At 65.0% G+C, this 26,681-nt stretch carries 20 protein-coding genes; 10 read left to right on the top strand and 10 right to left on the bottom strand.

Translation table 11 applies throughout. The annotated features are described in order from the left end of the window. Nucleotides 1-10: 10 nt before the first annotated feature. Together ML401_RS34255 and ML401_RS34250 are read right to left on the bottom strand one after the other, a co-directional pair. Entirely contained in the window at nt 11-1,234 is a 1,224-nt protein-coding gene (locus ML401_RS34255; protein ID WP_211415458.1) for an ABC transporter substrate-binding protein, read from the bottom strand. 71 nt (nt 1,235-1,305) lie between these two features. Then, a complete protein-coding gene (locus ML401_RS34250; RefSeq protein ID WP_285808606.1) occupies nt 1,306-2,856 on the bottom strand; it encodes a long-chain fatty acid--CoA ligase in 1,551 nt (516 codons plus the stop codon). A gap of 232 nt (nt 2,857-3,088) precedes the next feature. Between ML401_RS34250 and ML401_RS34245 the strand changes: the two genes are divergently transcribed. The 7 genes from ML401_RS34245 (at nt 3,089) to ML401_RS34215 (ending at nt 11,768) form a co-directional block, all read left to right on the top strand. Next, complete coding sequence (locus tag ML401_RS34245) at nt 3,089-4,225, top strand: acyl-CoA dehydrogenase family protein (protein ID WP_194404980.1); 1,137 nt, start codon at nt 3,089-3,091, stop codon at nt 4,223-4,225. Nucleotides 4,226-4,264: 39 nt separating this feature from the next. Further along, nucleotides 4,265-5,431 (top strand): acyl-CoA dehydrogenase family protein, encoded by a 1,167-nt coding sequence (locus ML401_RS34240; protein WP_285808604.1) that lies wholly within the window; start codon nt 4,265-4,267, stop codon nt 5,429-5,431. Beyond that, complete coding sequence (locus tag ML401_RS34235; RefSeq protein ID WP_194404978.1) at nt 5,428-6,084, top strand: glutathione S-transferase family protein; 657 nt, start codon at nt 5,428-5,430, stop codon at nt 6,082-6,084. Before ML401_RS34240 ends, ML401_RS34235 begins: the two co-directional genes overlap by 4 nt. 174 nt (nt 6,085-6,258) lie before the next feature. Beyond that, nucleotides 6,259-7,059 carry a helix-turn-helix domain-containing protein gene (locus ML401_RS34230; RefSeq protein WP_194404977.1) on the top strand — a complete coding sequence of 267 codons (801 nt, stop codon included), beginning with the start codon at nt 6,259-6,261 and terminating at the stop codon, nt 7,057-7,059. 152 nt (nt 7,060-7,211) lie between these two features. Then, the gene (locus ML401_RS34225; protein ID WP_212065007.1) at nt 7,212-8,078 is read left to right on the top strand and encodes a 3-keto-5-aminohexanoate cleavage protein; all 867 of its coding nucleotides are present in this window, start codon (nt 7,212-7,214) and stop codon (nt 8,076-8,078) included. Between the two features lie 100 nt (nt 8,079-8,178). Next, nucleotides 8,179-9,795, top strand: coding sequence for an acyl-CoA carboxylase subunit beta (locus ML401_RS34220; RefSeq protein ID WP_285808601.1), 1,617 nt, complete (start codon nt 8,179-8,181; stop codon nt 9,793-9,795). Then, nucleotides 9,792-11,768, top strand: coding sequence for an acetyl-CoA carboxylase biotin carboxylase subunit (locus ML401_RS34215; protein WP_285808599.1), 1,977 nt, complete (start codon nt 9,792-9,794; stop codon nt 11,766-11,768). Before ML401_RS34220 ends, ML401_RS34215 begins: the two co-directional genes overlap by 4 nt. Before the next feature lie 57 nt (nt 11,769-11,825). Here ML401_RS34215 and ML401_RS34210 read toward each other — a convergent pair whose 3' ends face one another. Beyond that, a complete protein-coding gene (locus ML401_RS34210; protein WP_211415465.1) occupies nt 11,826-12,347 on the bottom strand; it encodes a hypothetical protein in 522 nt (173 codons plus the stop codon). A 301-nt stretch (nt 12,348-12,648) separates the two neighbouring features. On the opposite strand from ML401_RS34210, the gene ML401_RS34205 reads away from it, so the two are divergent. Further along, complete coding sequence (locus tag ML401_RS34205; protein WP_259218038.1) at nt 12,649-13,434, top strand: hypothetical protein; 786 nt, start codon at nt 12,649-12,651, stop codon at nt 13,432-13,434. Between the two features lie 74 nt (nt 13,435-13,508). Here ML401_RS34205 and ML401_RS34200 read toward each other — a convergent pair whose 3' ends face one another. The 7 genes from ML401_RS34200 to ML401_RS34170 all read right to left on the bottom strand — a co-directional run bounded on the left by ML401_RS34200 (nt 13,509) and on the right by ML401_RS34170 (nt 21,947). Then, a complete protein-coding gene (locus ML401_RS34200; protein WP_211415467.1) occupies nt 13,509-14,504 on the bottom strand; it encodes an ABC transporter ATP-binding protein in 996 nt (331 codons plus the stop codon). After that, nucleotides 14,501-15,508, bottom strand: coding sequence for an ABC transporter ATP-binding protein (locus ML401_RS34195; RefSeq protein WP_285808595.1), 1,008 nt, complete (start codon nt 15,506-15,508; stop codon nt 14,501-14,503). Before ML401_RS34195 ends, ML401_RS34200 begins: the two co-directional genes overlap by 4 nt. Beyond that, entirely contained in the window at nt 15,508-16,401 is an 894-nt protein-coding gene (locus ML401_RS34190; RefSeq protein WP_194404969.1) for an ABC transporter permease, read from the bottom strand. The genes ML401_RS34195 and ML401_RS34190 overlap by 1 nt, the downstream gene beginning before the upstream one ends. 9 nt (nt 16,402-16,410) lie before the next feature. Further along, on the bottom strand, nt 16,411-17,358 hold the full coding sequence (locus tag ML401_RS34185) for an ABC transporter permease (protein ID WP_211415470.1): 948 nt from the start codon (nt 17,356-17,358) through the stop codon (nt 16,411-16,413). A 40-nt stretch (nt 17,359-17,398) separates the two neighbouring features. Then, the gene (locus ML401_RS34180; protein ID WP_194404967.1) at nt 17,399-18,997 is read right to left on the bottom strand and encodes an ABC transporter substrate-binding protein; all 1,599 of its coding nucleotides are present in this window, start codon (nt 18,995-18,997) and stop codon (nt 17,399-17,401) included. Nucleotides 18,998-19,224: 227 nt separating this feature from the next. Next, the gene (locus ML401_RS34175) at nt 19,225-20,775 is read right to left on the bottom strand and encodes an AMP-binding protein (RefSeq protein WP_211415472.1); all 1,551 of its coding nucleotides are present in this window, start codon (nt 20,773-20,775) and stop codon (nt 19,225-19,227) included. A gap of 17 nt (nt 20,776-20,792) precedes the next feature. Further along, entirely contained in the window at nt 20,793-21,947 is a 1,155-nt protein-coding gene (locus tag ML401_RS34170; protein ID WP_285808594.1) for an iron-containing alcohol dehydrogenase, read from the bottom strand. 270 nt (nt 21,948-22,217) lie between these two features. On the opposite strand from ML401_RS34170, the gene ML401_RS34165 reads away from it, so the two are divergent. After that, a complete protein-coding gene (locus ML401_RS34165) occupies nt 22,218-23,429 on the top strand; it encodes an efflux RND transporter periplasmic adaptor subunit (RefSeq protein WP_211415474.1) in 1,212 nt (403 codons plus the stop codon). Next, nucleotides 23,426-26,596 carry an efflux RND transporter permease subunit gene (locus ML401_RS34160; RefSeq protein WP_211415475.1) on the top strand — a complete coding sequence of 1,057 codons (3,171 nt, stop codon included), beginning with the start codon at nt 23,426-23,428 and terminating at the stop codon, nt 26,594-26,596. Before ML401_RS34165 ends, ML401_RS34160 begins: the two co-directional genes overlap by 4 nt. Nucleotides 26,597-26,681 lie beyond the last annotated feature (85 nt).

Below are 26,681 nucleotides of genomic sequence, written 5' to 3'. Positions count from 1 at the left end.
CAGGGGCGCCTCAGCCGCCGGTTTCGGCGCTGATGATGTCGCCGAATAGCTCCCACTGGCCCTTCTTGAAGCGCCACATCTTGAGCTGCTCGATCGGTGCGAAATCGTTGGCCGAGGTGTTGATCTTGATCCCCGGGATCAGCGTATCTGGCGTGAAGTCTTTCAGGCTCGCAGCCTGCTTCATCACGTTCTCACGCGTGAGATTGTCGCCTGCCTGCTTCAGCACCTGAACCATGGTCTGGGCCGCCGCATAGCCGTAGACGAGGTTCGCATCCGAGATGTTCGCGCCCGGCATGTACTTGTCGATGAAGGCCATGAACTTCTTCATGCCCGCGTCGTCCTTCCACTGCGGATCCGACGCGTCCTTCAGGTAGCCGGCGGACAGCACGCCCTCGGAGGCCTCGAGGCCGGCGGGCTTCATCACCGCACCAATCGAGACCGAGACGTCGGTCATCAGATGCATCGGCTTCCACTCGAGCTCGGCGATCTTCTTGATCGCCTGAGCCGCGAATTTTGGGGTGGCGATGTTGACGAAGACATCGGCGCCGGTGCCCTTGAGCTTGACGATATGGGCGTCGATCGACGGCTCCGACGTCTCGTAGCTCTCTTCGGCCACGATCAGCTTCGATGCCTTGTCACCGAACACGTCCTTGATGCCGGCGAGATAGTCCTTGCCGAAATCGTCGTTGGCATAGAAGATCGCGACCTTCGCGTCCGGCTTCTCCTTCAGGATGTACTTGGCGAAGATCTGGGCTTCGACCCGATAGCTGGGCTGGAAGCCCATGGTCCACGGAAAGTTCTTCGGGTCGTTCCACTTGCTGGCGCCGGTGGCGAGGAAGAGCTGCGGTACCTTCTTGGCATTGTGATATTTCTGCACGGCGGTCTGCGTCGGCGTGCCCAGCGCGTTGAACACCAGGAACACTTCGTCGCTCTCGATCAGCTTGCGGACCTGCTCCACGGTCTTGGGCGGCGAATAGCCGTCATCGTAGGAGATCCAGTTGATCTTGCGGCCGTTGATGCCGCCCTGATCGTTGATCATCTTGAAATAGGCTTCCTCGGTCTTGCCGATGACGCCGTAGGCCGAAGCGGGGCCGGAATAGGCCTCGACATTCCCGATCTTGATCTCGGTGTCGCTGGCGCCTGTATCGTATTTCTTCTGCGCCTGGACGCTCTGGGCCGAGAGCAATGTCAGGGCTGCCGCCGCCGCGAGCAGGGAGAGTTTCTTGTTCTTCATGGAAATTCCTTGGGTTTCTTGTGGGTTGGCAGGCACTTCAAAAAGAAAGGCGCCCGCGAGGGGCGCTCTGGTCAGGCGTTGGCGACCTTCTTGTCGACCTCGGAGGCCACCGAGAACGCCTTGCGCAAGGTCGGCTTGTGAATCTTGCCGGTAGCGTTGCGCGGCAGCGCGTCGACGAAGCGGATCTGGCGCGGGCATTTGAAGCGCGCCAGATTGGCCATGCAGTGCGTGAAGACATCGGCCTCGGTCAGCTTCTGCCCTGGCTTGACCGCGATGATGGCAAGGCCGACCTCGCCCCATTGCGGATCCGGGATACCGATCACGGCGGCTTCGGCGATCGCATTGAGCTGATGCAGGACGTTCTCGACCTCGGCCGGATAGACGTTCTCGCCGCCGGAGATGTACATGTCCTTCCAGCGGTCGACGATGTAGTAGAAGCCCTCTTCATCCATGCGCGTTGCGTCGCCGGTGTGCAGCCAGCCGTCGGTGAAGGAGGTCTTGTTCGCCTCCGGCCTGTTCCAGTAGCCCGGCGTGATGTTGGGTCCCTTGACCCAGAGCTCGCCGAGTTCGCCGACATCGGCATCGCTGCCGTCGGGGCGCACGATGCGCACTTCCGTATGCAGCACCGGTTTCCCGGCGGAGCCTGCCTTGCGCGCCGCATCCTCGCGATCGAGCACCAGCACGGCCGGCGAGGTCTCAGTCATGCCGTAGCCCTGCTGCAGGGCGACGCCGCGCGCTTCCCACACTTTGAGCAGCGGCACCGGCATCGGTGCGCCGCCGACACCGCCGACGATCAGCCGGCTGAGATCGGTGGTCGCGAAGGCCGGATGCTGCGCCATGAACTGGTAGATCGCGGGCACGCCGAAGAACACGTTGATGCCCTGCGCGGGATCGTTGATCAGGCCTAGCGCGGCGCCGGGATCGAAGGCGCGCATGATCATCACGGTACCGCCGGCGTGCAGCACGGGATTGGTGTAGCAATTCAGCCCGCCGGTGTGGAACAGGGGCAGCACGGTGAGCAGCACCGAGGCCGGCCCGATGCAGGCGGGGCCGCCGAGATTGACGCAATTCCAGAAGGTCATGCCATGGGTGATGGTCGCACCCTTCGGATGGCCCGTCGTGCCCGAGGTGTACATGATGGTCGAGACATCATCGAGCGTGACCTCTTCGGCGCGGTCGAGCGGCTTTGCGGCGGCGATGCCGGCCTCATAGGACCCGCCGGGGCCGAGCAGCAGGCTCTTGGCGATGCCGCAGAGCTTCGCGACGCTGAGCGCCGTCTCGGCCAGATCGGTGTCGTGGATCATCACCTTCGGCGCGCAGTCAGCCGTGATGAACTGGAGTTCGGGGACGGTGAGGCGGGTGTTCAGCGGCACGAAGATAGCACCAAGCCGCCCGCAGGCGAATTGCACCTCCAGCGTATCGGTGGTGTTCAGCGCCAGCACCGCGACACGGTCACCGCGGGAGACGTTGAGCGTGTGGCGCAGGAACGAGGCGAGGCGCGAGACGCGGGCATCGAGCTGCGAATAGGTGAAACGGCGCTCGCTCGCGAGGTCGATGACCGCGACCTTGTCAGGCGTGCGGCGGCCATGATGGACGATCCAGTCGTAGTAGCGAACGGCCAAGAATACCTCCCTCGGCGCACCATGCCCGGCATGGCCCTGGGGCCAGCCGGAGTCTGTGCAGCAACGTTTTTTGCGCCAGAGTTGGCCTGCGAGCGGGGAAAATCGTCTTGCGTTGAGTTGCTGGCTTGCAGCCTTTCCCGAAGCGCCGGCTCCTGTCAGCCACTGCGCGCAAGTGAACCGGCCATGTTCCAGCGATGGTAGCCGAAGCGAATCCGGCTGCGAGACGAAAGCGATGAAGAGCCCGTTTTATACCGCCGAGCACGATGCGTTTCGCGACGTGATGCGACGCTTCGTCGACAAGGAGATCGCGCCGTTCGCCCATGAGTGGGACGAGGCCGGTGAATTCCCGCGCGGGCTCTATCGCAAGGCCGCCGAGATCGGTCTGTTGGGCCTGGGATTCCCCGAGGAATATGGCGGGATCGCCGCCGATCAGTTCATGAAGATCGTGGCCAGCCAGGAGCTCGCGCGTGCCGGCGCCGGCGGCGTCAGCGCCAGCCTGATGAGCCACACCATCGGTTCGCCGCCGATCGCGCGGGCGGCACGGCCCGAGGTGAAGGCGCGCGTGCTGCCACAGGTGCTGGCAGGCGAGAAGATCTCCGCGCTCGCGATCACCGAGCCGGGCGGCGGCTCTGACGTTGCAAACCTCCGCACGAGGGCGCGGCGCGACGGCGATCACTACGTCGTGAGCGGCGAGAAGACCTTCATCACCTCGGGGATGCGCGCCGATTATCTGACCGTCGCAGTGCGTACCGGCGGCGAGGGTGCCGGCGGAGTCAGCCTGCTCCTGATCGAGGGCGATACGCCGGGCCTGTCGCGCACCAAGCTGAAGAAGATGGGCTGGTGGGCCTCCGACACCGCGACCTTGCATTTCGACGAATGCCGCGTGCCGGCCGAAAACCTGATCGGGGAGGAGGGCCAGGGCTTCAAGATCATCATGCAGAATTTCAACAGCGAGCGCATGGGCATGGCGGCGGGCTGCACCGCCTTCGCCCGGGTCTGCCTCGACGAGGCCATCGCCTATGCCAAGGAGCGCAAGACCTTCGGCAAGCCGCTTGCCCAGCACCAGGTCATCCGCCACAAGATCGTCGACATGGCGCAGAAGGTCGCGGCAAGTCAGGCGATGCTGGAGATGCTGGCCTGGCGGCTCGAGCAGGGCGAGAGCCCGGTCGCGGAAATCTGCATGATGAAGAACCAGGCGACGCAGACCATGGCGTTCTGCGCCTCCGAAGCCGTGCAGATCTTTGGCGGCGCCGGATTCATGCGCGGCATCAAGGCCGAGCGCATCTACCGCGAGGTCAAGGTCAACGCCATCGGCGGCGGCACCGAGGAGATCATGAAGGATCTGGCGTCACGGCAGATGGGGTTGTGACTTCGCGCTGCGCGCGCCCGGAATGACGAAGAGGAAGAAATGCTATTCACCGCCGACCACGACGACATCCGCCGTTCCCTGCAGAAATTCATCGCCAATGAGATCAATCCGCACGTCGATGAATGGGAAAGGGCCGACATCTTCCCGGCGCACGAGCTGTTCAAGAAGATGGGCAGCCTCGGCTTCCTCGGGCTAAACAAGCCGGTCGAATTCGGCGGCTCCGGCCTCGATTATTCCTATGCGCTGATGATGGCGGAGGAACTTGGCGCCATCACCTGCGGCGGCGTGCCGATGGCGATCGGGGTGCAGACCGACATGGCGACGCCGGCTCTGGCGCGCTTCGGTTCGGACGAGGTGCGCCGCGAATTCCTCGCACCCTCGGTCTCGGGCGATTTCGTCGCCTGCATCGGCGTCTCCGAGCCCGGCGCGGGCTCCGACGTCGCCTCGATCAAGACGCAGGCGCGCTCCGATGGCGACGACTACGTGATCGACGGCGGCAAGATGTGGATCACCAACGGCACGCAAGCCGACTGGATCTGCCTGCTCGCCAACACCGGCGACGGGCCCGTTCACCGCAACAAATCGCTGATCTGCGTGCCCATGAAAAGCAAGGGCGTCACCATCGCGCGAAAGCTCGACAAGATGGGCATGCGCTCGTCGGACACGGCGCAGATCTTCTTCGACAATGTCCGCGTGCCCAAGCGCAACCGGATCGGCGAAGAGGGCAAGGGCTTTACCTACCAGATGATCCAATTCCAGGAGGAGCGGCTCTGGGGAGCGGCGGCCTGCCTGAAGTCGCACGAATACATCATCGACCAGACCATCGAATACACCCGCAATCGCAAGGCCTTCGGCCAAAGTATTCTCGACAACCAGGTCGTGCACTTCAAGCTCGCCGAGATGCAGACCGAGGTCGAGCTGCTGCGCGCGCTGATCTATCGCGCTGCCGAGCAGCTGGTCGCGGGCGAGGATGTGACAAGGCTCGCGACCATGGCCAAGCTGAAGGCCGGCCGGCTCGGCCGCGAGCTCACCGATGCCTGCTTGCAATATTGGGGTGGGATGGGCTTTACCAACGAGACGCCGGTCAGCCGCGCCTATCGCGACAGCCGCCTGACCTCGATCGGCGGCGGTGCCGACGAGGTCATGCTGATGGTCCTGTGCAAGATGATGGGCACGCTGCCGGGGAGTAAAGGAAACGCCAGATGATCACGCTCTATCATTGCGACGCCGCGCGCTCGTTCCGTCCGCTCTGGATGCTGGAGGAGATGGGGCTGTCTTACGAACTGAAGATGCTGCCGTTCCCGCCGCGGGTCTTTGCCAAGGAATATCTGGCGCTCAATCCGCTAGGCACGATTCCATTCCTGGTCGACGGCGAGACCAAGATGACGGAGTCTTCGGGCATCTGCCACTATCTCGGCATCAAGCACGGGCCGACGCCGCTGATGGTCGGGCCGGAAGATCCCGCCTATGGCGCGTTCCTGAACTGGATGTATTTCAGCGATGCCACGTTAACCTTCCCGCAGACGCTGGTGCTCCGATACACCCAGCTCGAGCCGGAGGAGCGTCGCAATCCGCAGGTCGCAACCGACTACGCAAAATGGTTCCTGGGACGCTTGCGCGCCGTTGAGGCAGCGACCGCGAATGCCGAAACCTTGTGCGCAGGACGTTTCACTGCCGCTGACATTGTCATCGGCTATGCCCTCCGGCTGGCCGACAATATCGGGCTCGCCAAGGATTTTGGGCCAAATGTCGCAGCCTATTGGGCACGCCTGCAGCAGCGCGACGGTTTCAAGCGTGCCGTTGCTGCGGAGCAAAGGGCCGGCGCCGAGCAGAATGTTGCACCGCGCGTGAGGGCGTGAGCCTTCACACGTCGGGAACTACAGACCCGCGATGGTCCCGGACGGCTCGCCGCCGTCCTGGAATGCCAACGCTTTGCGCTCCATGACAGCGCTATCGCGTCGTGACAGCGCCCAAATTTCGGCTAAGGTGACCTCCGTCCGCAGCGGCCAGAGAGCCGCGCGAGGAGGACCCCAATGGAAGATAAAGGTCGCGAATCCGACCATCTCATGCTGATCACGCCGGAGCGGGTATTTTACGCCGGCCTGCTCGGACGGCCCCGGAAGCGAACCCCCGGTTGCTGCCATGTCTATGTCGCGGTGAAGGGCAGCCTGCATCTCACGATCGATGACACGCTTGCCACCGGCGAGCTGTTCGTCACCCTGCCGAACCAGCGACACTCCATTGCCAGCGATTATCGCACCGCCATCAGCGTGACGTTGGAGCCGGAGAGCATGCCGGACGGCGTGATCGAGGCCTTGGCCGAGCGGCTGCGGGGGCCGGACAAGGCCGCCTATGCCCGCAAGATCCTGGCCGCCTACGCGCTGCTCCGCCAGCGCCGCTATGGCGACATCACCACCGCCGAGTTCGACGAGATGTGTTTTGGCGAGGCGCTGCCGCGCCGCGTGCTCGATCCGCGTGTGACCCGCGCCGTCGCCCGCATCGAGCGTTTCTCCGGTGAGCCGGTGACGGCCGACACTTGTGCGGCGGAAGCAGGCCTCTCGGCCTCGCGCTTCCTGCATCTGTTCAAGGAAGAGACGGGCATCTCCTTCCGCTCCTTCCGTGCCTGGAAGCGTGCGCGGCATTTGCTGCACTTCGCCAATCAGGATCTCAACCTCGCCCATCTCGCGCAGGACATCGGCTATCCCGACTCCACCCATTTCAGCCACTCGATCCGCCGCTTCTACGGATTGAAGCCGCGCGCGATCTTCGTCGGCTCGCGCGATCTTGCAATCTATCGCAGCACCGAGACGGTGCGGCTGGCGGAAGCGAGTTAACTCCGCTCGTTATCCTTGGTAGGGCGGGTTACGCTTTCGGCTAACCCGCCCTACGATTCGTCGTTTTTCCCAGCTTCTCCGCGCAAGAAGCCGCATGCCGCCCATCACATGATCGCAATCGTTGAATTCTCAACGTGCGAGATATCATTGGCATGAGCGACAAGGCCGTCATCACCTGCGCGCTGAACGGCGTGCTCACCGACCCCAAGCAGCACAACGTGCCCGTGACGCCCGAAGAGATGGCGCGGGAGGCCAAGGCTGCGTTCGATGCCGGCGCGTCCATCATGCACATCCATCTGCGCCAGCAGGCGCCGGGCAAGGGGCACCTGCCGTCCTGGGAGGTCGCTGTCAGCAAGGAGATCCAGCAGGCCATCCGCGAAGCCTGCCCCGGCGTCATCATCAACCACACATCGGGCGTGTCAGGTCCGAACTACTCCGGCGCGCTCGACTGCATCCGCGAGACCAAGCCCGAGATCGCGGCCTGCAATGCGGGCTCGCTGAACTATCTGAAGGTGAAGTCCGACAACAGTTGGGCCTGGCCGCCGATGATGTTCGACAACGCGGTCGAGAAGGTGAAGGACTATCTCGACGTCATGAACGCGGTCGGCACCATCCCCGAGTTCGAATGCTTCGACGTCGGTATCGTCCGCTGCGTCGGCATGTACCACCAGGTCGGCATGTACAAGGGGCCGCTCGAATATAACTTCGTGATGGGCGTCGCCTCCGGCATGCCCGCCGACCCTGAATTGCTGCCGATCCTGATCAAGCTGAAGCGTCCCGAGGCGCATTTCCAGGTCACCGCTATCGGCCGCGAGGAGATCTGGCCGCTGCATCAGCGTTGCGCCGAGCTCGGCGGCCATTTGCGCACCGGGCTGGAGGACACCTTCTATCTCGCCGACGGCAAGAAGGTGACGTCGAACGGCCAGCTGATCGAGGCCATCGCCGCCTGCGCAAGGCGTGCGGGCCGCGAGATCGCGAGCCCGGCGGAAGCGCGGAAGATATTTGGGACGAATCGCTGAATATCACTGTCGTTCCGGGGCAATGCGAAGCATCGAGCCCGGAACCTCGATATTCCGGTGTCAGGCTTCGCGTGCCCCGGAATGACGATCAAGGTCTGTCATGTCCACCATCGAAAACACCATCTCCCCCGGCAGTGCCGCCTACCACGCCAACCGCGACGGCATGCTCGGCCTGATCGACCGCATGCGCGCGCTGGAAGAGCGCACGCGCGCCGCATCCGCCGCGGCCAAGGACCGCTTCCACAAGCGCGGCCAATTGCTGCCGCGCGAGCGCGTCGCGCTGGTGCTCGATCCCGGTGCGCCCTTCATCGAGCTCTCCACGCTCGCCGGCTACATGTTCGACGTGCCGGATGCCGGCAAGAGCGTGCCTGGCGGCGGTGTCATCGCCGGCATCGGCTTCGTCTCGGGTATCCGCTGCATGGTCAGCGCCAGTGATTCCGGCATCGACGCCGGCGCGCTGCAGCCCTTCGGCCTCGACAAGACGCTGCGGGTGCAGGAGCTGGCGCTGGAGAACAGGCTGCCTTACGTGCAGCTCGTCGAAAGCGCCGGCGCCAACCTCCTGCGCTACCGCGTCGAGGACTTTGTCCGTGGCGGCAACATCTTCCGCAATCTGGCGCGGCTCTCGGCGGCGGGACTGCCTGTCGTGACCGTCACGCACGGTTCCTCGACCGCCGGCGGTGCCTATCAGACCGGCCTGTCCGACTACATCGTGATGGTGCGCGGCCGCACGCGTGCCTTCCTCGCGGGCCCGCCGCTGCTGAAAGCGGCGACCGGCGAAATCGCGACCGAGGAGGAGCTCGGCGGCGCCGAGATGCACACGCAGGTCTCCGGCCTCGGCGATTATCTCGCCGAGGACGACCGCGATGCCCTTCGCATCGCGCGCGAGATCATGGCGGCGCTGGAATGGGAGCGGCCGGGCCGGACGGCGCGGGAGTTCAAGCCGCCGCGCTACGACCAGGACGAGCTGCTCGGCATCATGCCGATGGACCACAAGCGCACCGTCGACATGAAGCAGGTGATCGCCCGCATCGTCGATGATTCCGACTTCACGGAGATGGCGCCGAATTACGGCCCGGCCACCGTCTGCGGCCATGCCCGCATCGAGGGCCAGGCGATCGGCATCATCACCAACAACGGGCCGCTCGATCCCGCCGGCGCCAACAAGGCGACGCATTTCATCCAGGCCTGCTGCCAGACCCGCACGCCGATCCTTTATCTCAACAACACCACGGGCTACATGGTCGGCAAGGCCTATGAAGAAGCCGGCATGATCAAGCACGGCTCCAAGATGATCCAGGCGGTGACCTCGGCCACGGTGCCCCAGATCACCATCTATTGCGGCGCTTCGTTCGGGGCCGGCAATTACGGCATGTGCGGCCGCGGTTTCCATCCGCGCTTCTGCTTCTCCTGGCCCAACGCCAAGACCGCTGTGATGGGCGGCGAGCAGGCGGCCGAGACCATGGCGATCGTGACCGAGGCGGCTGCGGCGCGGCGGGGCAAGCCGATCGAGAAGGACAAGCTGGACGCGATGAAGGCGCAGATCATCGGCGTCTTCGACGGCCAGATGGACGTGTTCTCCACCAGCGCGCGCGTGCTCGACGACGGCGTGATCGACCCGCGCGATACCCGCGCGGTGCTGTCCGAGGTGCTCGCGATCTGCCGCGAGGGCGATGCGCGCACGCCTCAGCGCATGCAGTTTTCGGTGGCCCGCCCATGAGGAACGGATCAGTGCAGCACCGGCTGTTCTTCAAGGTCCTGGTCGCTAATCGCGGCGAGATCGCGCTGCGCGTGATGCGAAGCGCGCGGCAGCTCGGCCTCGGCGTCGTCGCGGTCTATTCCGATGCGGATCGCGATGCGCTGCATGTGCGCCAGGCCGACCAGGCCGTGCGCATCGGCGAAGCCTTGCCGGCCCAGTCCTATCTCAACATCGCTGCGATCATCGCCGCCGCCAAGGCGAGCGGCGCGGATGCCGTTCACCCCGGCTACGGCTTCCTCGCCGAGAACGAGGATTTCGCGCAAGCCTGCAAGGATGCCGGCCTCGTCTTCATCGGCCCGTCGCCGCAGGCGATCGAAACGATGGGCAACAAAGCCGGTGCCAAGGAGATCATGAAGAAGGCCGGCGTCCCCGTCGTGCCAGGCTATCAGGGCGCCGATCAGGGCGACGAGGTCATGCTCGCCGAAGCCAAAAAGATCGGCTTCCCCGTGATGATCAAGGCGGTGGCCGGCGGCGGCGGCCGCGGCATGCGGCTCGTGCCCGACGCCGCGTCGTTCCCGGATGCGCTGCGCAGCGCGCGGTCGGAGGCGAAGGCGGCGTTCGGCGATCCCACCGTGATCCTCGAACGCGCCATCCAGAATCCCCGCCATATCGAAATCCAGGTGTTCGGCGACAGTCATGGCAACGCCATCCATCTCGGCGAGCGCGACTGCTCGGTGCAGCGGCGGCACCAGAAGCTGATCGAGGAGGCACCGTCGCCGGCGGTCACGCCGGAGCTGCGCGCTAGAATGGGCGAGGTCGCGGTCGCCGCGGTGAAGGCGCTGCGTTACGAGGGCGCCGGCACGCTGGAATTTCTGCTCGATGCCAGCGGCGAGTTCTACTTCATGGAGATGAACACGCGTCTTCAGGTCGAGCATCCGGTGACCGAGGCGATCACCGGCCTCGATCTCGTCGAGCTGCAGTTGCGCGTTGCGCGCGGCGAGCCGCTGCCGGTGAAGCAGCAGGACATCAAGTTCTCCGGCCACGCCATCGAGGTGCGCCTGTGCTCGGAAGATGCCGCGCACGATTTCATGCCGCAGTCCGGCCGCATGGCGCGCTGGCAGGTGCCAGACAACATCCGCGTCGAGCACGCGTTGCATTCAGGCTCGGAGATCCCGCCGTTCTACGATTCCATGATCGCGAAGGTGATCAGCCACGGCGCCACGCGCGAGGAGGCGAGGGGACGGCTGATTGTCGGCCTGGAGCAGCTCACCGCGTTCGGCGTCACCACAAACCAGTCGTTCCTGATGTCGTGCCTGCGTCATCCCGGTTTTGCCAAGGGCGAGGCGACGACGGCGTTTATCGGCGTGCACCGCGACGAGTTGCTGGCGCCGCGCGCGGACGCGGCATTCGATACGGCGCTGGCGGGCCTGCTGCTCTACGTCACCAATCCCCGCGCGCCGTCCTGGCAGAGTGGCCGGAGCCTGTCGGCAACGTTCCCGCTGCCGGCAAAACTCGAGATCGCGGGCCAGACGCTCGACCTCGAAATCACCCGCGAGCGCGACGGCAGCTACATCGTCGCGACAGGCGATCGCCAGGACAGGTTTGAGATCGAGCAGCTCGACGCCGATACGGTCCGCTTCCGTCATGACGGTGTGATGGACAGCGCAAGATTCCTGCGCGATGGCGACCGGCTGTATGTGCAGCATCGCGGTACCCCTCTCGCAATCGCCGATGTCACGCTCGCCGCGCCGAAGTCCGCCGCAAGCAACGGCGGCGACGGCAAGGTCCGCGCGGCCCTGAACGGCCGCGTCGTCGCCGTCCTGGTCAAGCCGGGCGATCGCGTGACGGCTGGTCAGCCCGTGATGACACTTGAGGCGATGAAGATGGAGCACGTCCACAAGGCCGGCATCGACGGCGTGGTCGCCGCGATCGACGTTGCCGAGGGCGAGCAGGTGACCACGGGCAGGATCGTGGCGGAGATCGGCGCCGGCTAGCGCAGTATCGGGGCAAAGACGCAAAGCGCGGTGCCGCGACCGCCCCGCAGAGAGGGACTACCCTCTCGATCCGGTGGTGCCCTCGGGGGACCGCGGCCTGCACTTATGCCTGTCCGTCTTGGGGTCGCAAGGAAACGTCTTTTGGACCTTGTCGATCATCCAGAGCATGACCGGGTTGCCGGGGTTCACCGGGTGATCGGATGAAGGGCTTTGTGCGGACGGCATCGGCGCGGCCGAACGCGCGCTGGCCGGCACGGGGCCGATGCGGGTCGAGACGGCGGTGCCGGTCGACATGGTCCGGCCGTCGGGGGCCAGCGTGTAGTTCCAGCTGCCGAGGCTGTTGGTGTAGATCAGGACGTTGCCCGAGCAGGTCCAGGTCCCCTGCACACAAGCCGGATGCTCGCTGCACAGCGCGCGGCCGTCGCGCAAGACGGACCCTCGGTTGCCGCTTCCCGAATGGCGCCATTCGCCGACGAATTTGGAGGCGCAGCTGGCGGGCGGAGCGGCGAAGGCCGAAGACGCCATCAAGGCCAGCAGCACGGAAGCGATCAACGATCTCGTAGCGATCATAATCATCATAATAACGCCTCCCTGGAAAACGCCGATCTAGCCCGGGCGGGGTCACGTTCTCAACTGGTCGGCCGGAACAGGATTAACCGGCTAGCACAGCACGGCGATGGAGCTGCTGTTCGCGATCTCTCCATGGGAGGACGCATGGCGCGCTTCGACTTGCCCACCTTTGATGCTTGATCCCGATCAAAGGGAAAAACCCAAGTCATTACAATGAGATTTGAACGAGGGCCCAGACGCTCAAAATGTACCTTGAACATTGCTCACGTCGCGTCTACTAATATTGAACATTGTTCAATTCGAGGTTCACATGTCTCGCGCCGACGGTCACGCCGCAATACAGGCTTTAACCCGCCGATTCTCGTTTGCCGCACCACAGCCACGCGAAAAATATCTGATCGGCGCAGTCTCGGCGCTGGTGTTGGTGACGCTCCTCGCGCCCGCGCTGCCCGCCGCCAACTGGCACATCCCGCACTTCATCGACACTCGCACCTGGCTCGGCGTGCCCAACGCCGGCGACGTGCTCAGCAATCTCGCGTTTCTCGCGATGGCCGTCTGGGGCTCGGAGCGACTGCGCGCGCGCCACGACGCACCCGTGGGCGCAAGCTGGTTCTTCGTGGGATTGATCCTCACGTGCTTGGGCTCAGGCTTCTATCACCTGGATCCCGACATGCCGCAGCGGCTCGTCGCCGATCGTCTTGGCATGGCGGTCGCGTTCGCGGGCTTTCTAGGTATCGCCGCCGGTGAGCGCATCAGCGTGCGTGCCGGTGAAGCCGTGCTGGTCCTGATGATGATTGCGGGCCTGCTGGCTGCCTGGGTGGCACGCGAAAATCTCACGCCATGGGTGGTCGTGCAGTTCGGCGGCATGGCGCTCGCCGTGGGACTGGCATTGACGCGTCCTCGACCCGGCGCGCTCGGCGTGCCGCTCGGCGGCGTGATCTTCTTTTATGTGCTCGCCAAGCTTTTCGAACTGGGCGACGAGATCGTTTTCGAAGCGACAGGGCACTTCGTCTCGGGCCACACGCTCAAGCATCTGGCTGCCGCGCTGGCGGCCTGGCCGGTGATCCGCGCGTTGCGGCATGATCGGCAAGCGTAGGGCGTAACCCACCACTTTTCGTTGCGTAATGGCAAAGTTGGTGGGTTACACTGACGCTAATCCACCCCACAGGTCTACAGCGCCGCGTTGCTCCGACCCGTCCCGTCGTTGAGCAGACACGCCACCTGATGCCCGTCGCCCGCGTCCAGCAGCGCCGGCCGCTCGATCTTGCACCGGTCCATCGCGAACCGGCAGCGGGTGTGAAACGCGCAGCCGGGAGGCGGATTGACCGGGCTCGGCACGTCGCCATCCACCAGCGGCGCGAGCTTCTTCGCCAGCGGATTGGCGACCGGCACGGAAGCGAGCAGGGCCTGCGTGTAGGGATGCCTGGGATTGCGGAACAGCTCGTCCTTGTCGGCGATCTCCACGATGCGGCCGAGATACATCACGGCGACGCGATGGCTGATATGGGCGACCACGGCGAGGTCGTGCGCGATGAAGAGATAGGAGAAGCCGTGCTGCCGCTGCAGGTCGATCAACAAATTGATCACCTGCGCCTGAATCGAGACGTCGAGCGCGGAGACCGGCTCGTCGCAGACGATCAGGCGCGGCCCCAGCGCGAGCGCCCGCGCGATGCAGATGCGCTGGCGCTGGCCGCCGGAGAATTGATGCGGGAAGTTGCGCATCTGGTCGGGCCTGAGGCCCACCTGCTCGAACAGTCTTGCGACGCGCGCTTCAAGGTCCTTGCCGCTCGCGAGCCCGTGCACCGCGAGCGGCTCCCCGACGATGTCGCCGGCGGTCATGCGCGGATTGAGCGAGGCGAACGGGTCCTGGAACACGATTTGCATCGATCGGCGGTGCGGGCGTAGCGCCGCCTTGGACAGATGCGTGATGTCCTCGCCGTCGAGGCGAATCTGCCCTGAGGTCGGCTCGACCAGCCGCAGCACGCTGCGCGCCACCGTCGACTTGCCGCAGCCGGATTCGCCGACCAGCCCGAGGGTCTCGCCGGCCTGAAGGGAGAACGAGACGCCGTCGACCGAGTGCACGGTGCCGACCTGTCGGCGCAGCACGCCGGCGCGCACCGGATAATATTTCTTGAGGTCGGTGACCTCGAGCAGTGCCCCGGTCATGCCACCTCCGCGACTTCTTCCGCGCGCCAGCAGGCCGCGAGGTGGCCGCCACCCCAATCCGCCAGCGGCGGATATTCGGCCTCGCAGCGCTTGATCGCGAGCTTGCAGCGCGGCGCGAAGGCGCAACCCTTCGGCAAGCGGACCAGTGACGGCACCGTGCCGGGGATTTCGTTCAGCCGCGCCGGTGCGACGATGCCGGGCGCCGGCACCGCCGGAATCGAGGCCATCAGCCCGCGCGTATAGGGATGCTTCGGCGCGGCGAACAGCGCCTCGACGCTGGCTTCCTCGACTTTCCGCCCCGCATACATCACGATCACGCGTTGCGCGGTCTGCGCGACGACGCCGAGATCATGCGTAATCAGCACGAGGCCGGTGCCGAGCTCTTTCTGAAGGTCGAGGATCAGCGCCAGGATCTGCGCCTGGATAGTGACGTCGAGCGCGGTGGTCGGCTCGTCCGCGATCAAGAGCGCCGGCCGGCAGGCCAGTGCCATCGCGATCATCGCGCGCTGGCGCATGCCGCCGGACAGCTGATGCGGATATTCCTTCGCGCGTCGCGCCGGTTCGGGAATGCGCACCAGGCGCAGCATCTCGACGGCGATGGTCTGTGCCTCCCTGGCCGGGATGTTCCGGTGCAGCCGCACGGCCTCGACGATCTGATCGCCGATCCGCATCACCGGATTGAGCGAGGTCATCGGCTCCTGGAAGATCATGGAAATGCGGTTGCCTCTGACGGCGCGCATCTCCGCCTCATTCAGCGCCAGCAGATCGGTGCCTTCGAGCGTGACGGAGCCGCCGACGATGCGGCCGGGCGGGTCGGGCACGAGGCGCATCAGCGACAGCGCGGTGACGCTCTTGCCGCAGCCGGATTCGCCGACGATCGCCAGCGTCTCGCCGCGCTTGACGGTGAAGGAGACGTCGTCGACCGCCTTGAACAGCCCAGAGTTGGTGAAGAACACCGTCTTCAGGTTCTTCACCTCGAGCACGAGATCGGATTTGTCCGCCATCAGCCGCGTTGCCTCGGATCGAGAATATCGCGCAGCGCGTCGCCGAACAGATTGGCGCCGAACACGGCGAGGCTGATGGCGATGCCCGGGAAGATCACCAGCCACGGCGCCGTGCGGACATATTCGGCGGCGGATTCCGACAGCATGCGGCCCCATGACGGATAAGGTTCGGGAATGCCGAGACCGAGGAAGGACAGCGAGGCCTCGGTCAGGATGGTCGAGCCGAGCTGGGCGGTTGCGAGCACGATCAGTGGGGCCAGCGTGTTCGGCAGCACGTGGCGGAGCGCAATCCGCACCTCGCTCATGCCGATCGACTTGGCGGCCTCGACGAAGGGCAGCTCGCGCAGCGCCAGCGTGTTGGCCCGGATCACGCGTGACACCGTCGGGATCAGCGGAATGGCGATGGCGATGATGACGTTCGGCAGGGACGGACCGAGTGCCGCCGTCATGATCAAAGCCAGCACCAGCAGCGGCAGCGCCTGAAGCACGTCGGAGACGCGCTGGAAGACGAGATCGACCCAGCCGGACAGATAGCCCGACGTGAGCCCGACGATGACGCCGATCGTGCCGCCGAGGGCGGTCGAGCCGATGCCGACCGCGAGCGAGATCCGCGCGCCATGGATGATGCGGCTGAACACGTCGCGGCCGAAGGAATCGGTCCCCATCCAGTGCGCCCAGCTCGGCCGGGCGAGCGCGCTCGCGGAATCGACGGTCAGTGGGTCGTAGCGCGCGATGAAGTCGGCAAAGATCGCGGTGAACACGAACACACCCATGATGATGAGCCCGGCCGCGCCAAGCACGTGCCGCTGCGCCAAAAACAGCACGCGCCGCCATCCACCGGTGGCATGCGCGCCGGCGCGCCGCAGTTCGAGATCGTAGTCGATTGCGGCCAAACAGCTCTCCTAATCCGTGTACCTGATCCGCGGGTCGAACACCGCGTAGAGCATGTCGACGATGAAATTCGCGACCACCACGACCACGGCGATGAACATCACCAGGTTCTGCACGATCGGATAGTCGCGCCAGCGGATCGCCTCGACCAGGAAGCGCGCGACGCCGGGGATGTTGAACACCGTTTCGGTGACGATCAGGCCGCCGATCAGGAACGCCGCCTCGATGCCGATCACGGTGATGACGGGCAGGATCGCGTTCTTCAGCGCGTGCTGATAGTTCACGGCCGTCTCGGAGGCGCCCTTGGCGCGCGCGGTGCGGATGTAATCCTGCCGCAGCACCTCCAGCATTGAGGACCGGGTGATGCGCATGGTCAGCGCCGCGCTGCGGAAGCCGACGGCGGCGGCCGGCACGGCGTAGGTCGCGAACGCCTCGAGCCAGGTCTTCGGGTTTGGATTGAAGATCGGTATCTGGCCGAACATCGCGACCGCCGCGGTGAGGATGAGCAGGCCGAGCCAGAACGAGGGCAGCGACAATCCGCTCAGGCTCACCACGCGCAGGGCGTAATCGAGCCGCGTGCCCTGCTTGACTGCGCTGATGACGCCCAGGGGAATGCCGATCGAGGCTGAGAACAGCAGCGCGAGGCCGGCCAGCTTGGCCGTGATCGGGATCCTCGGCAGGATTTCCTGCAGCGCCGGCTTCTCGGAAACATAGGAATAGCCGAGATCGCCGCGCAGAAAACCGCTGATCCAGTGCCAATATTGCACGATCATCGGCTGGTCGATGCCGAGCTCCTTCTCCAGATTGGCCTTGTCGGCGGGATCGACATAGCCGGCCGCGGCGAACAGGATGTCGACGATATTGCCGGGCACGATGCGCAGCAGAACGAAGATGACGACCGAGATCCCGAACAGGGTCACGAGCATCAGGAACAGGCGTCGCACCAGATAGGCAAACATCCTTCGCCCTCCGCGAGCCGTTAATCTTCAGCCAGGCGTGCTACTTGTCGAGCCACACGTCCTCGTAGCGAAAGCCGTTATAGGAGCTGTTCGACATGATCGTGACGCCCTTGACGTAAGGCTGCCAGCAGGTGCCGGCCCGCGCGTGGAAGATGATCGGGCGGGCGACATCCTCCTGCAGCTTCTTGTCGATCTCCCACACCAGCGGCTTGCGCTTGGCGATGTCGATCTCCTGCGATTGCACGTCGAACAGCTTCTCGATCTCCTTGTTGCAGTAATTGGTGTAGTTCCGCTCGGAGCCGCAGGAATAGTTCTCGTAGAAGGACTGGTCGGGATCGTCGACGGAATTGCCGGTCAGATTGAGGCCGAGCATGTAGTCCTTGCGCGCGACTTTCGGGAACCAGTTCGCGGTTTCCACGACGTCGAGCTCGCCGTCGATGTAGATGCTCTTGAGCTGGTCGATCAGGATCACGGCGGGGTCGCGATATTCCGCGAGATTGCGGGTCGAGACTTTCACCGCAAGATGCTTGTCGGGGCCGTAGCCCGCCTTCTGCATCAGCTTCTTCGCTTCCTCGCGGTTCGCCTTCACGTCCTGGCCGTAGCCCGGAATGGTCTCCAGCCTGTCCTTCGGCATGCCCCAGATGCCTTGAGGCGGCGGCAGCATGGTGCCGCCGATATCGGCCTGGCCTTCGAACAAGATGTCTATGAAGGCCTTGCGGTCGAGCGCAAGGGACACCGCCCGGCGAATATCGATGTTGTCGAACGGCGCGGAGGTCGAGTTGACGATGATGTTGGTCGAGACATTGGTCGGCTCGACGACGCAGGTCGCGTTCGGGGCCTGCGACTTGATGTCCTTCAAGAGCGGAATCGTGATGTGCGTCGGGAATGTCATGTCGAACTTGCCGGCGACGAAAGCGAGGATCGCGGTCGAGCGGTTCGTGATGATGGTATACTCGACGCCGTCGAGATAAGGCAGGCCCTTCTTCCAATAGTCAGGATTTCGCGTCAGCTTGATCGATTCATTGGCCTTGAACTCGACGAATTTGAACGGCCCGGTCCCGATCGGATGGGTGCGCATGTCCGCCGGAGAGACGTGGCAGGGATAGACCGGCGTGTAGCCGGACGCGAGCATCGCCAGCAGCGAGGGTTGCGGCCGCTTCAGGTCGAAGGAGACCTCGAAATCGCCATTCGTCGTGATCTCATTGACTTCGTTGTACCAGGCCTTGCGCGGGTTCTGCCGCAGCTTCTGCTGCGATTTGCCCATCAAGAGATCGAAGCTGCATTTGACGTCGGCCGACGTGAACGGCTTGCCGTCGTGCCATTTGACGCCCTGGCGCAGCTTGAATGTCAGCTTCTTGTTGTCGCCGCTCCAGGACCAGCTTTCGGCGAGCTCGGGCCTGAGGGTGTCAGGGCTGTTCTGCGCGATGTGCTGGTCGTAAATGACGAGATTGTTGAAGACCCCCATGAACGGCACGTTGACCGAATAGGTCGCGCCTTCGAGGATCGAGGCGTTGGCCGGACTGTCGCGGTGATACATCCGCAAGGTTCCGCCCTGCTTGGGCTCGCCGGCGAGCGTGGTGGTTGAGGTTGTCAGCACAGATAGCGCCGCCGTTACGGCGAGCGCCCACACGCTCCGCATGCTCATCCTCCCTGGACATCGGCCTTTTGCGGCCTGTTTGACCGGACGATAGCACGCAAGCCGAGCGAGGCAACCCCGATAGCGCCTCATGCCGCCTCGACAATTCGGATGACGGAGGCTGCAGGGGATTTCATATCTCACAATGTGAGAGTGCAGGTGCGAAGAGATGGGTCCTGTGCTGCGTGCAGAAGTTGCGCGCCGGGACGACAGCGAGTGGAGCCGCGCCCTCACACGATCCTTGACGCCTTGTTTCCCCAGTACCGGTCCCGCAGCAGGCGCTTGTAGAGCTTCCCGGTCGGCAGCCGCGGCAATTCCTTCTCGAAATCGACCGAGCGCGGCACCTTCTGCCGCGACAGCGATTTTGCGCAGAACGCGATCAGCTCTTCGGCCAGCGCCGCGTCCGGCACGACATCAGGCATCGGCTGCACCACCGCCTTCACCTCCTCGCCGAGATCGGGATTGGGCACGCCGAATACGGCGGCATCGGCGACCTTCGGATGGGTGATCAGCAGGTTCTCGCATTCCTGCGGGTAGATGTTCACCCCGCCGGAGATGATCATGAAGGTCGCCCGGTCGGTCAAATACAGGAAGCGGTCTTTGTCGACATAGCCGACATCCCCGACCGTGCTCATGCTGCCGTCGGCCGAGCGCGCCTCCCTGGTCTTCTCAGGGTCGTTGAAATATTCGAACGGCGATCCCGTCTTGAACCAGACCTGGCCCGGCGTCCCGGTCGGGCACGCCCGCATGTTCTCGTCGAGGATGTGGAGATCGCCGAGCAGCACCTTGCCGACGGTGCCGCGGTGCGCGAGCCATTCCTCGCTGTTGCAGGCGGTGAAGCCGAGGCCTTCGGTCGCGCCGTAATATTCGTGGATGATGGGTCCCCACCATTTGATCATGTCGTCCTTGACCAGAGCAGGGCAGGGCGCGGCGGCGTGGATCGCGATCTCGAGCGAGGACAGGTCGTAGCGCTTGCGCACCTCTTCCGGCAGCTTCAGCATGCGCGAGAACATCGTCGGCACCAGCTGGGTGTGCGTGATGCCCCATCGTTGGACCAGCTCGAGATAGCGCTCGGGATCGAAACTCTCCATGATGATCACGGTGCCGCCCATGCGGATCGTGAGGTTCACGGCAGCTTGCGGCGCGGAATGATAGAGCGGGGCCGGCGAGAGGTAGACCATGCCCTCACGGTAGTGCCAGAGCTTGGTCAGGAAATCGAACAGCTGCAGATTGTGCTTCGGCGGCTCCTCCGGCAGCGGCCGCAGGATGCCTTTCGGCCGCCCGGTCGTGCCGGACGAATAGAGCATGGCGGTGCCGAGCCATTCGTCGGCGATCGGCGTCGCCGGCAGACCAGCGGTCACCTCCGCAAGGCCGACGATGCGCTCGCTCTCGCCGGGGCCATCGGCGACGATGCAGAGCTTGATATCCGGGCAGGCCTGGATCGCCTCGCGCGCGATGTCGAGCTTGGCCACCGACGTGATCAGGATCTTCGACTGGCTGTTGACGAGCAGATAGGCGAGCTCGCCCGGCGTCAGGAAGGAGTTGATGCAGGTGTAGTACAGCCCGGAGCGCTCGCCCGCGCCGCAGGCCTCCAGGTAACGCGAATTGTTCTCCATGAAGATCGAATAATGGTCGAGCCGCCTCAAGCCGTGCTTGCGGAACAGATGCGCCAGCCGGTTGCTGCGCGCCTCCAGCTCGCGATAGGTGACCGCCTCGCCGGTGGACGCCATGATGAAGGCGGGCTGCAGCGGGCGCAGGCGGGCGTGTGTACCTGTGTACATCGATCCTCCGGTTCAGATCATGCGGCGAGAAGCAGGATTTCGCGCACCTGCGCCGGGCCTTCGATCTTGCGCGGATTGCGCGGGACCCAGGGCGTGCGCATCGCCTGCTCGGCGATCGTCTCGAAATGCTCGGACGACACATGCACCTCGGCGAGGCTGCGCGGCATGCCGAGCGAGCGGATGAAGGCGTCGAGCACGTCGGCGGCGTTGTGGCCGGGAAAGCCCATGGCGGCGGCGACGATCATCTGCCGCTCGGCATTGTCCTGCGCATTCCAGCGCATCACCGCCGGCAGCATGATGCAGGAGGTGTAGCCGTGCGGCACGTCGAAGGCCGCGCCGAGCACATAGCCGATGCCGTGGCTCGCGCCCATCGGCACGCCGGCGGCAAGGGCGCCCATCGACAGCCAGGTGCCGATCTGCGCGTCCATCCGCGCGTCGAGGTCGGAAGGGTCCGCCTTCACCCGCGGCAGCGCGTCGGCGAGCATGGCGAGCCCCTTCACCGATTGCGCGTCGGCATAGGGATGCGTCTCATGCGAGCAGATCGCCTCGACGCAATGGTCGATGGCGCGGATGCCGGTCGACAGGAACAGCCATTCCGGCGTGTGGACGGTAATGGCAGGGTCGAGGATGGTGGCACGCGGCACCGTCAGCGGATGCCGCAGCATCTGCTTCACATTTGTGCTGCGGTCGGTGACGCCGGCGATCGCGCTGAACTCGCCCCCGGCGATCGTGGTCGGCACGCTGATCTGCCGCACGTGAGGGGCGATCATCTCGGGCGCGACGCCCTTGCGGACGCGGATGCGCTCGATGCCGTCGATGTCGGTGATGCCATTGGCAAGGCAAAGCTGCACCGCCTTGGCGCCGTCGGTGATCGAGCCGCCGCCGACGGTGACGATCAGATCAGCTCCAGCCTCGCGGGCTGCATTTGTGGCCGCAATCACCGCCTCGCGCGGCGTATGCGCCGGCATGGCGTCGAACAGGCCTGCGCAGCGGGAGCCCAGCGCCTGTTTGATTGTCTCGATTTCGTCGGTCTGGCGGTTGAGCGTGCCCGAGACCATCAGGAAGGCGCGGCGCGTTCCCAGCCGGTCCATCTGCGCGACAATGGCGCCGGCTGAGGGATGGCCGAACACGACCTCCTCGATCGCGCCGAAAACGACACGTCCCTGGTGCACGCCTGTCCTCCCGGACAATTTGCCTTGTTTTTGTAGGGAGAGCTTAGCCGAGCCCATTGCGGGCGTCATGCGCGAAGACGCTGGCCATCGCCACGCGCGAAGCCGGCTATCGGGCTGTCAACCCGCCATCCGGCCAGGGCGTTCGTCCGAGCATTGCGCGCACCGCGGTCTTGAAGAGTTCATCTTTGCCACCCATCTTGTGGCGCCCGCAGGTAGAGGCGTACCCTGCATTTTCTGCGGCTTTTGCACGAGGACTGGCGAGGACTTGGGATGAGCGGACCGGATGGAAGCGAGCGGTTTGTCAAAAAGCACGATCTCGTTCTGGCTCGACTGGGCGCAATCGCCGCGTTTGTCGGTGCGACTTTCGCGCTCACCGGTTGCGGGCAGCCGGCCTCGCAAGGCGCTGCTCCCCCGCCAGCGCCCGTGACCGTCGCCCAGCCGGTCAAGCGCACCGTCACCGATTGGGACGAATTCACCGGGCGCTTCGAGGCGGTCGAGGAGGTGCAGGTGCGGCCGCGCGTCGGCGGCTTCGTCAACTCGGTCGAATTCCAGGATGGCGCCATCGTGCGTCAGGGCGATTTGCTTTACGTGATCGACCCGCGCCCGTTCGAGGCGGTGGCGACGCAAGCGGAGGGCCAGCTGTCGGACGCGCGCGCCAAGGTGGAGCTTGCCAAGCGCGAGCTCGATCGAGGCCTCAGCCTGGTGCAGAGCAGCGCCGTCTCCGAGCAAGCCGTCGACCAGCGCCGTCAGGCCCTGCAGGCGGCACACGCCGCCGAGATGCAGGCCGAGGGCGCGCTGAAGGCCGCCAAGCTCAATATCGAGTTCACCCATGTGACGGCGCCGCTGACGGGCCGCGTCAGCCGTCATCTCGTCAGTCCCGGCAATCTCGTGCAGGGCAGCGACAGCGGCACGTCGACATTGCTGACGTCCATCGTCACCCTTGATCCGATCTATGTCTATTTCGACATGGATGAGGCGACCTTCATCAAATACAGCAAGCTGTGGTTCGAAGGCCGGCGCCCGAGCTCGCGCGACACGGCGAACCCGGTGCAGGTGACGCTCGCCGGCGAAACCAAGCCGTCGCATGAGGGCACCATCAACTTCCTCGACAACCGGCTCGACGTCTCCACCGGCACGCTACGCAGCCGCGCGGTGATCAAGAACACCGATCTGTCGATCCTGCCCGGCCAGTTCGGGCGTGTCAGGCTGATCGGCAGCGCGCCCTACGAGGCGCTGCTGATTCCGGATGTTGCCGTCGCGACCGACCAGTCCCGCAAGATCGTGTTCGTGGTGAAGCCCGACGACACCGTCGAGGCGCGTCCCGTGGTGCTCGGGCCGCTGGATGACGGCCTGCGCGTGATCCGCGAAGGGTTGAAGGCGGAGGACCGCGTCATCGTCAACGGCATCCAGCGCGCCCGCGTCGGCGCCAAGGTCGCGCCGCAGAGCGCGCCCGCCGGTGGCAAGCCGGGTGACAAGTCATGAATCTCGGCCGTCTCTCCATCAACCAGCCCATCCTGGCGATGGTGCTGTCGATCGTGCTCCTGATCGTCGGCGCGCTCGCCTACACCACGCTGCCGGTCTCCGAATATCCGCAGGTGGTGCCGCCGACCGTGGTCGTCACCACGCAATATCCCGGCGCCTCCGCGCAGACCGTGTCCGACACGGTCGCAGCGCCCATCGAGCAGGAGATCAACGGCGTCGAGGACATGCTGTATCTCTACAGCCAGGCGACGTCGAACGGCCAGCTCACCATCACCGTCACTTTCAAGCTCGGCACCGATCTCGACAAGGCCCAGGTGCTGGTGCAGAACCGCGTCGCGATCGCGCAGCCGCGCTTGCCCGAGGAGGTCCAGCGCAACGGCGTTACCACGCGCAAGAACTCGCCCGACATCCTGATGGTCGTGTTCATGCTGTCGCCCGACGACACGTTCGACCAGCTCTACATCTCCAACTACGCGCTGCTCCAGGTCCGCGACCAGCTGCTGCGCCTCGACGGCGTCGGCGACATCCAGATCTTTGGCGCGCGCGACTATTCGATGAGGCTGTGGCTCGACCCTGACCGGATCGCCAATCTCGGCCTGACCTCGGCCGAGGTGCTGGCGGCGATCCGCGCCCAGAACGTGCAGATCGCGGGCGGCCAGATCGCCGAGCCGCCGATCGCCGACCGCGCCTTCCAGCCGAACCTGACCTTCACCGGCCGCCTGAAGGACCAGAAGCAGTTCGAGGACATCCTGATCAAGGCCGGCTCCGACGGCCGCGTCGTGCGGCTCCGCGACGTTGCCCGCATCGAGCTCGGGGCGCTGGCCTACTCCACCAACAGCTTCCTGCTGCGTAAATCCGCGGTTGCGATGCTGGTGACGCAGCGGCCCGGGTCCAATGCGCTCGCCACGGCGAAGAACATCAACGACACCATGACGAGGCTCAAGGAGAGTTTCCCCAGAGGTCTCGACTACAACATCGGCTACAATCCGACGGAGTTCATCGCGCAGTCCGTCCACGAGCTGATCAAGACCATCTACGAGGCCATGCTGCTCGTGGTCATCGTGGTGCTTGTGTTCCTGCAGGGATGGCGGCCCGCGATCATTCCGATCATCGCGATCCCGGTGTCGCTGGTCGGCACATTTGCGGTGATGGCGGCGCTCGGCTTCTCCATCAACAATCTCACGCTGTTCGGCCTCGTCCTCGCCGTCGGCATCGTGGTCGACGACGCCATCGTCGTGGTCGAGAATGTCGAGCGGCATCTCGAGCACGGCATGAGCCGGCGCGACGCCGCGCTGAAAACCATGGAGGAGGTCGGCGGCGCGCTGGTCTCGATCGCGCTGGTGCTGTGCGCGGTGTTCGTGCCGACGGCGTTTCTCGGCGGCATTTCCGGGCAGTTCTTCCAGCAATTCGCCGTCACCATCGCGGTTGCGACCGCGATCTCCTGCTTCTGCTCGCTGACGCTGTCGCCGGCGCTGGCCTCGCAGATCCTCACCCCGCACGAGGCGAAGCGGCCGCCGGCGAGCTGGAATGTCGTCGCGCGGGCATGGGGCGCCTTCACCGGCGTGTTCAACCGCGTGTTCGACCGGCTGGCGCACGGCTATGCCGGCCTCGCCAATTTCGTGATCCGGCATTCGGTCCTGATGCTGCTGATCTACGTCGTGCTGATCGGCAGCGCCGGCTGGCTGATCGCGACCACGCCGCAAGGCTTCATCCCGGCGCAGGATCGCGGCTACGTCATCGTGTCCGTGCAATTGCCGGGTGCGGCCTCGCTGGCGCGCACCACCGAGGTCGTGCGCGAGATCGAGCGGATCGCGCTGGATACGCCGGGCATCGTCCGCGTTGCCGCCTTTGCCGGCTTCTCCGGCGCGACGCGCACGCAGGCCGGTAACGCAGCGGCTCTGTTCCCCGTGTTCGACGAGCCCGAGGCGCGGATCAAGAAGGGATTGTCCGCGAACGCCATCACGGTCGAGCTGCGCAAGCGCCTGTCCGCGATCCAGGGTGCTTTCATCATCGTGATTCCGCCGCCGGCCGTGCCCGGCATCGGCACCGGCGGCGGCTTCACCATCCGCATCCAGGATCGCCAGGGCCGCGGGCCCGAAATGCTCGCTGCGGCCACCGACGAGCTTGTCGCCGCGGCGCGCAAATCGCCCTCGCTGCTCGGCCCCTCGGTGTTCTCGCCGTTCAGCGCCAACACGCCACAGCTCTTCGTCGACATCGACCGCACCAAGGCGCAGAAGCTCGGCGTGCCGATCTCGAACATCAACGACACGATCCAGAGCTATTTCGGATCGACCTATGTCAACGACTTCAACCTGTTCGGCCGCACCTATCACGTCACCGCGCAGGCCGACTTCCCGTTCCGGAAGGAGCCCAGCGATCTCGCGCGCCTGCGCACGCGTAACGCCTCCGGCGACATGGTGATGCTCGGCAGCGTGGTCGAGTTCAGGGATGTCTCGGGTCCCGACCGCGTCGCGCGCTACAATCTCTATGCCGCGTCCGAGCTCCAGGGCGAGCCGGCGCCGGGCACCAGCTCGACCACGGCGCTCAACGCCATCAAGAAGCTGGCGGACGACACCTTGCCGAGCGGCTTCACCTTCGAATGGACGGACCTCTCCTATCAGCAGATCACCGGCGGCAATGCCGGCCTCTACGTGTTCCCGATCTGCGTGCTGTTCGTCTATCTCGTGCTCGCCGCGCAATATGGCAGCTGGACCTTGCCGTTCGCGGTGATCCTGATCGTGCCGATGTGCCTGCTCGCCGCCACCATCGGCGTGCGTCTCATGGGACAGGACGTCAACATCCTCACCCAGATCGGCTTCGTCGTGCTGGTGGGGCTAGCCGCAAAGAACGCGATCCTCATCGTCGAATTCGCGCGCGACATCGAGAACGAAGGCAAGCCGCGGCTGGAGGCCGTGATCGAGGCCTGCCGGCTGCGCCTGCGGCCGATCCTGATGACCTCCTTCGCCTTCATCCTCGGCGTGCTGCCGCTCGTGGTCTCGACCGGCTCGGGCTCCGAGATGCGACAGGCGGTCGGTGTCGCCGTGTTCTTCGGCATGATCGGCGTCACCCTGTTCGGCCTGTTGTTCACGCCGATCTTCTATGTGGTGGTGCGGAACCTGGCGGAGGGGCGGAACGAGGGGAAGAAGCCAGAGATGGTGGCCCCTTAAGCGTTGGTGATGACCCCTCGCGTTCCCTCTCTTACGGTGTCGTCCTCGCGAAGGCGGGACCCATAACCCCGGGGAGACGTGCGGG

Origin of the sequence: Bradyrhizobium sp. 62B (assembly GCF_030272265.2) — a bacterium.
GTDB lineage: Bacteria > Pseudomonadota > Alphaproteobacteria > Rhizobiales > Xanthobacteraceae > Bradyrhizobium.
This window is presented reverse-complemented; position numbering and strand designations above follow the sequence as displayed.

What these genes read in the sequence shown, in the direction of transcription:
- ML401_RS34255 (WP_211415458.1), bottom strand. Translation starts at nt 1,234, where the DNA reads ATGAAGAACAAGAAACTCTCCCTGCTCGCGGCGGCGGCAGCCCTGACA.
- ML401_RS34245 (WP_194404980.1), top strand. Translation starts at nt 3,089, where the DNA reads ATGAAGAGCCCGTTTTATACCGCCGAGCACGATGCGTTTCGCGACGTG.
- ML401_RS34240 (WP_285808604.1), top strand. Translation starts at nt 4,265, where the DNA reads ATGCTATTCACCGCCGACCACGACGACATCCGCCGTTCCCTGCAGAAA.
- ML401_RS34235 (WP_194404978.1), top strand. Translation starts at nt 5,428, where the DNA reads ATGATCACGCTCTATCATTGCGACGCCGCGCGCTCGTTCCGTCCGCTC.
- ML401_RS34230 (WP_194404977.1), top strand. Translation starts at nt 6,259, where the DNA reads ATGGAAGATAAAGGTCGCGAATCCGACCATCTCATGCTGATCACGCCG.
- ML401_RS34225 (WP_212065007.1), top strand. Translation starts at nt 7,212, where the DNA reads ATGAGCGACAAGGCCGTCATCACCTGCGCGCTGAACGGCGTGCTCACC.
- ML401_RS34220 (WP_285808601.1), top strand. Translation starts at nt 8,179, where the DNA reads ATGTCCACCATCGAAAACACCATCTCCCCCGGCAGTGCCGCCTACCAC.
- ML401_RS34215 (WP_285808599.1), top strand. Translation starts at nt 9,792, where the DNA reads ATGAGGAACGGATCAGTGCAGCACCGGCTGTTCTTCAAGGTCCTGGTC.
- ML401_RS34210 (WP_211415465.1), bottom strand. Translation starts at nt 12,347, where the DNA reads ATGATGATTATGATCGCTACGAGATCGTTGATCGCTTCCGTGCTGCTG.
- ML401_RS34205 (WP_259218038.1), top strand. Translation starts at nt 12,649, where the DNA reads ATGTCTCGCGCCGACGGTCACGCCGCAATACAGGCTTTAACCCGCCGA.
- ML401_RS34200 (WP_211415467.1), bottom strand. Translation starts at nt 14,504, where the DNA reads ATGACCGGGGCACTGCTCGAGGTCACCGACCTCAAGAAATATTATCCG.
- ML401_RS34195 (WP_285808595.1), bottom strand. Translation starts at nt 15,508, where the DNA reads ATGGCGGACAAATCCGATCTCGTGCTCGAGGTGAAGAACCTGAAGACG.
- ML401_RS34185 (WP_211415470.1), bottom strand. Translation starts at nt 17,358, where the DNA reads ATGTTTGCCTATCTGGTGCGACGCCTGTTCCTGATGCTCGTGACCCTG.
- ML401_RS34180 (WP_194404967.1), bottom strand. Translation starts at nt 18,997, where the DNA reads ATGCGGAGCGTGTGGGCGCTCGCCGTAACGGCGGCGCTATCTGTGCTG.
- ML401_RS34175 (WP_211415472.1), bottom strand. Translation starts at nt 20,775, where the DNA reads ATGTACACAGGTACACACGCCCGCCTGCGCCCGCTGCAGCCCGCCTTC.
- ML401_RS34165 (WP_211415474.1), top strand. Translation starts at nt 22,218, where the DNA reads ATGAGCGGACCGGATGGAAGCGAGCGGTTTGTCAAAAAGCACGATCTC.
- ML401_RS34160 (WP_211415475.1), top strand. Translation starts at nt 23,426, where the DNA reads ATGAATCTCGGCCGTCTCTCCATCAACCAGCCCATCCTGGCGATGGTG.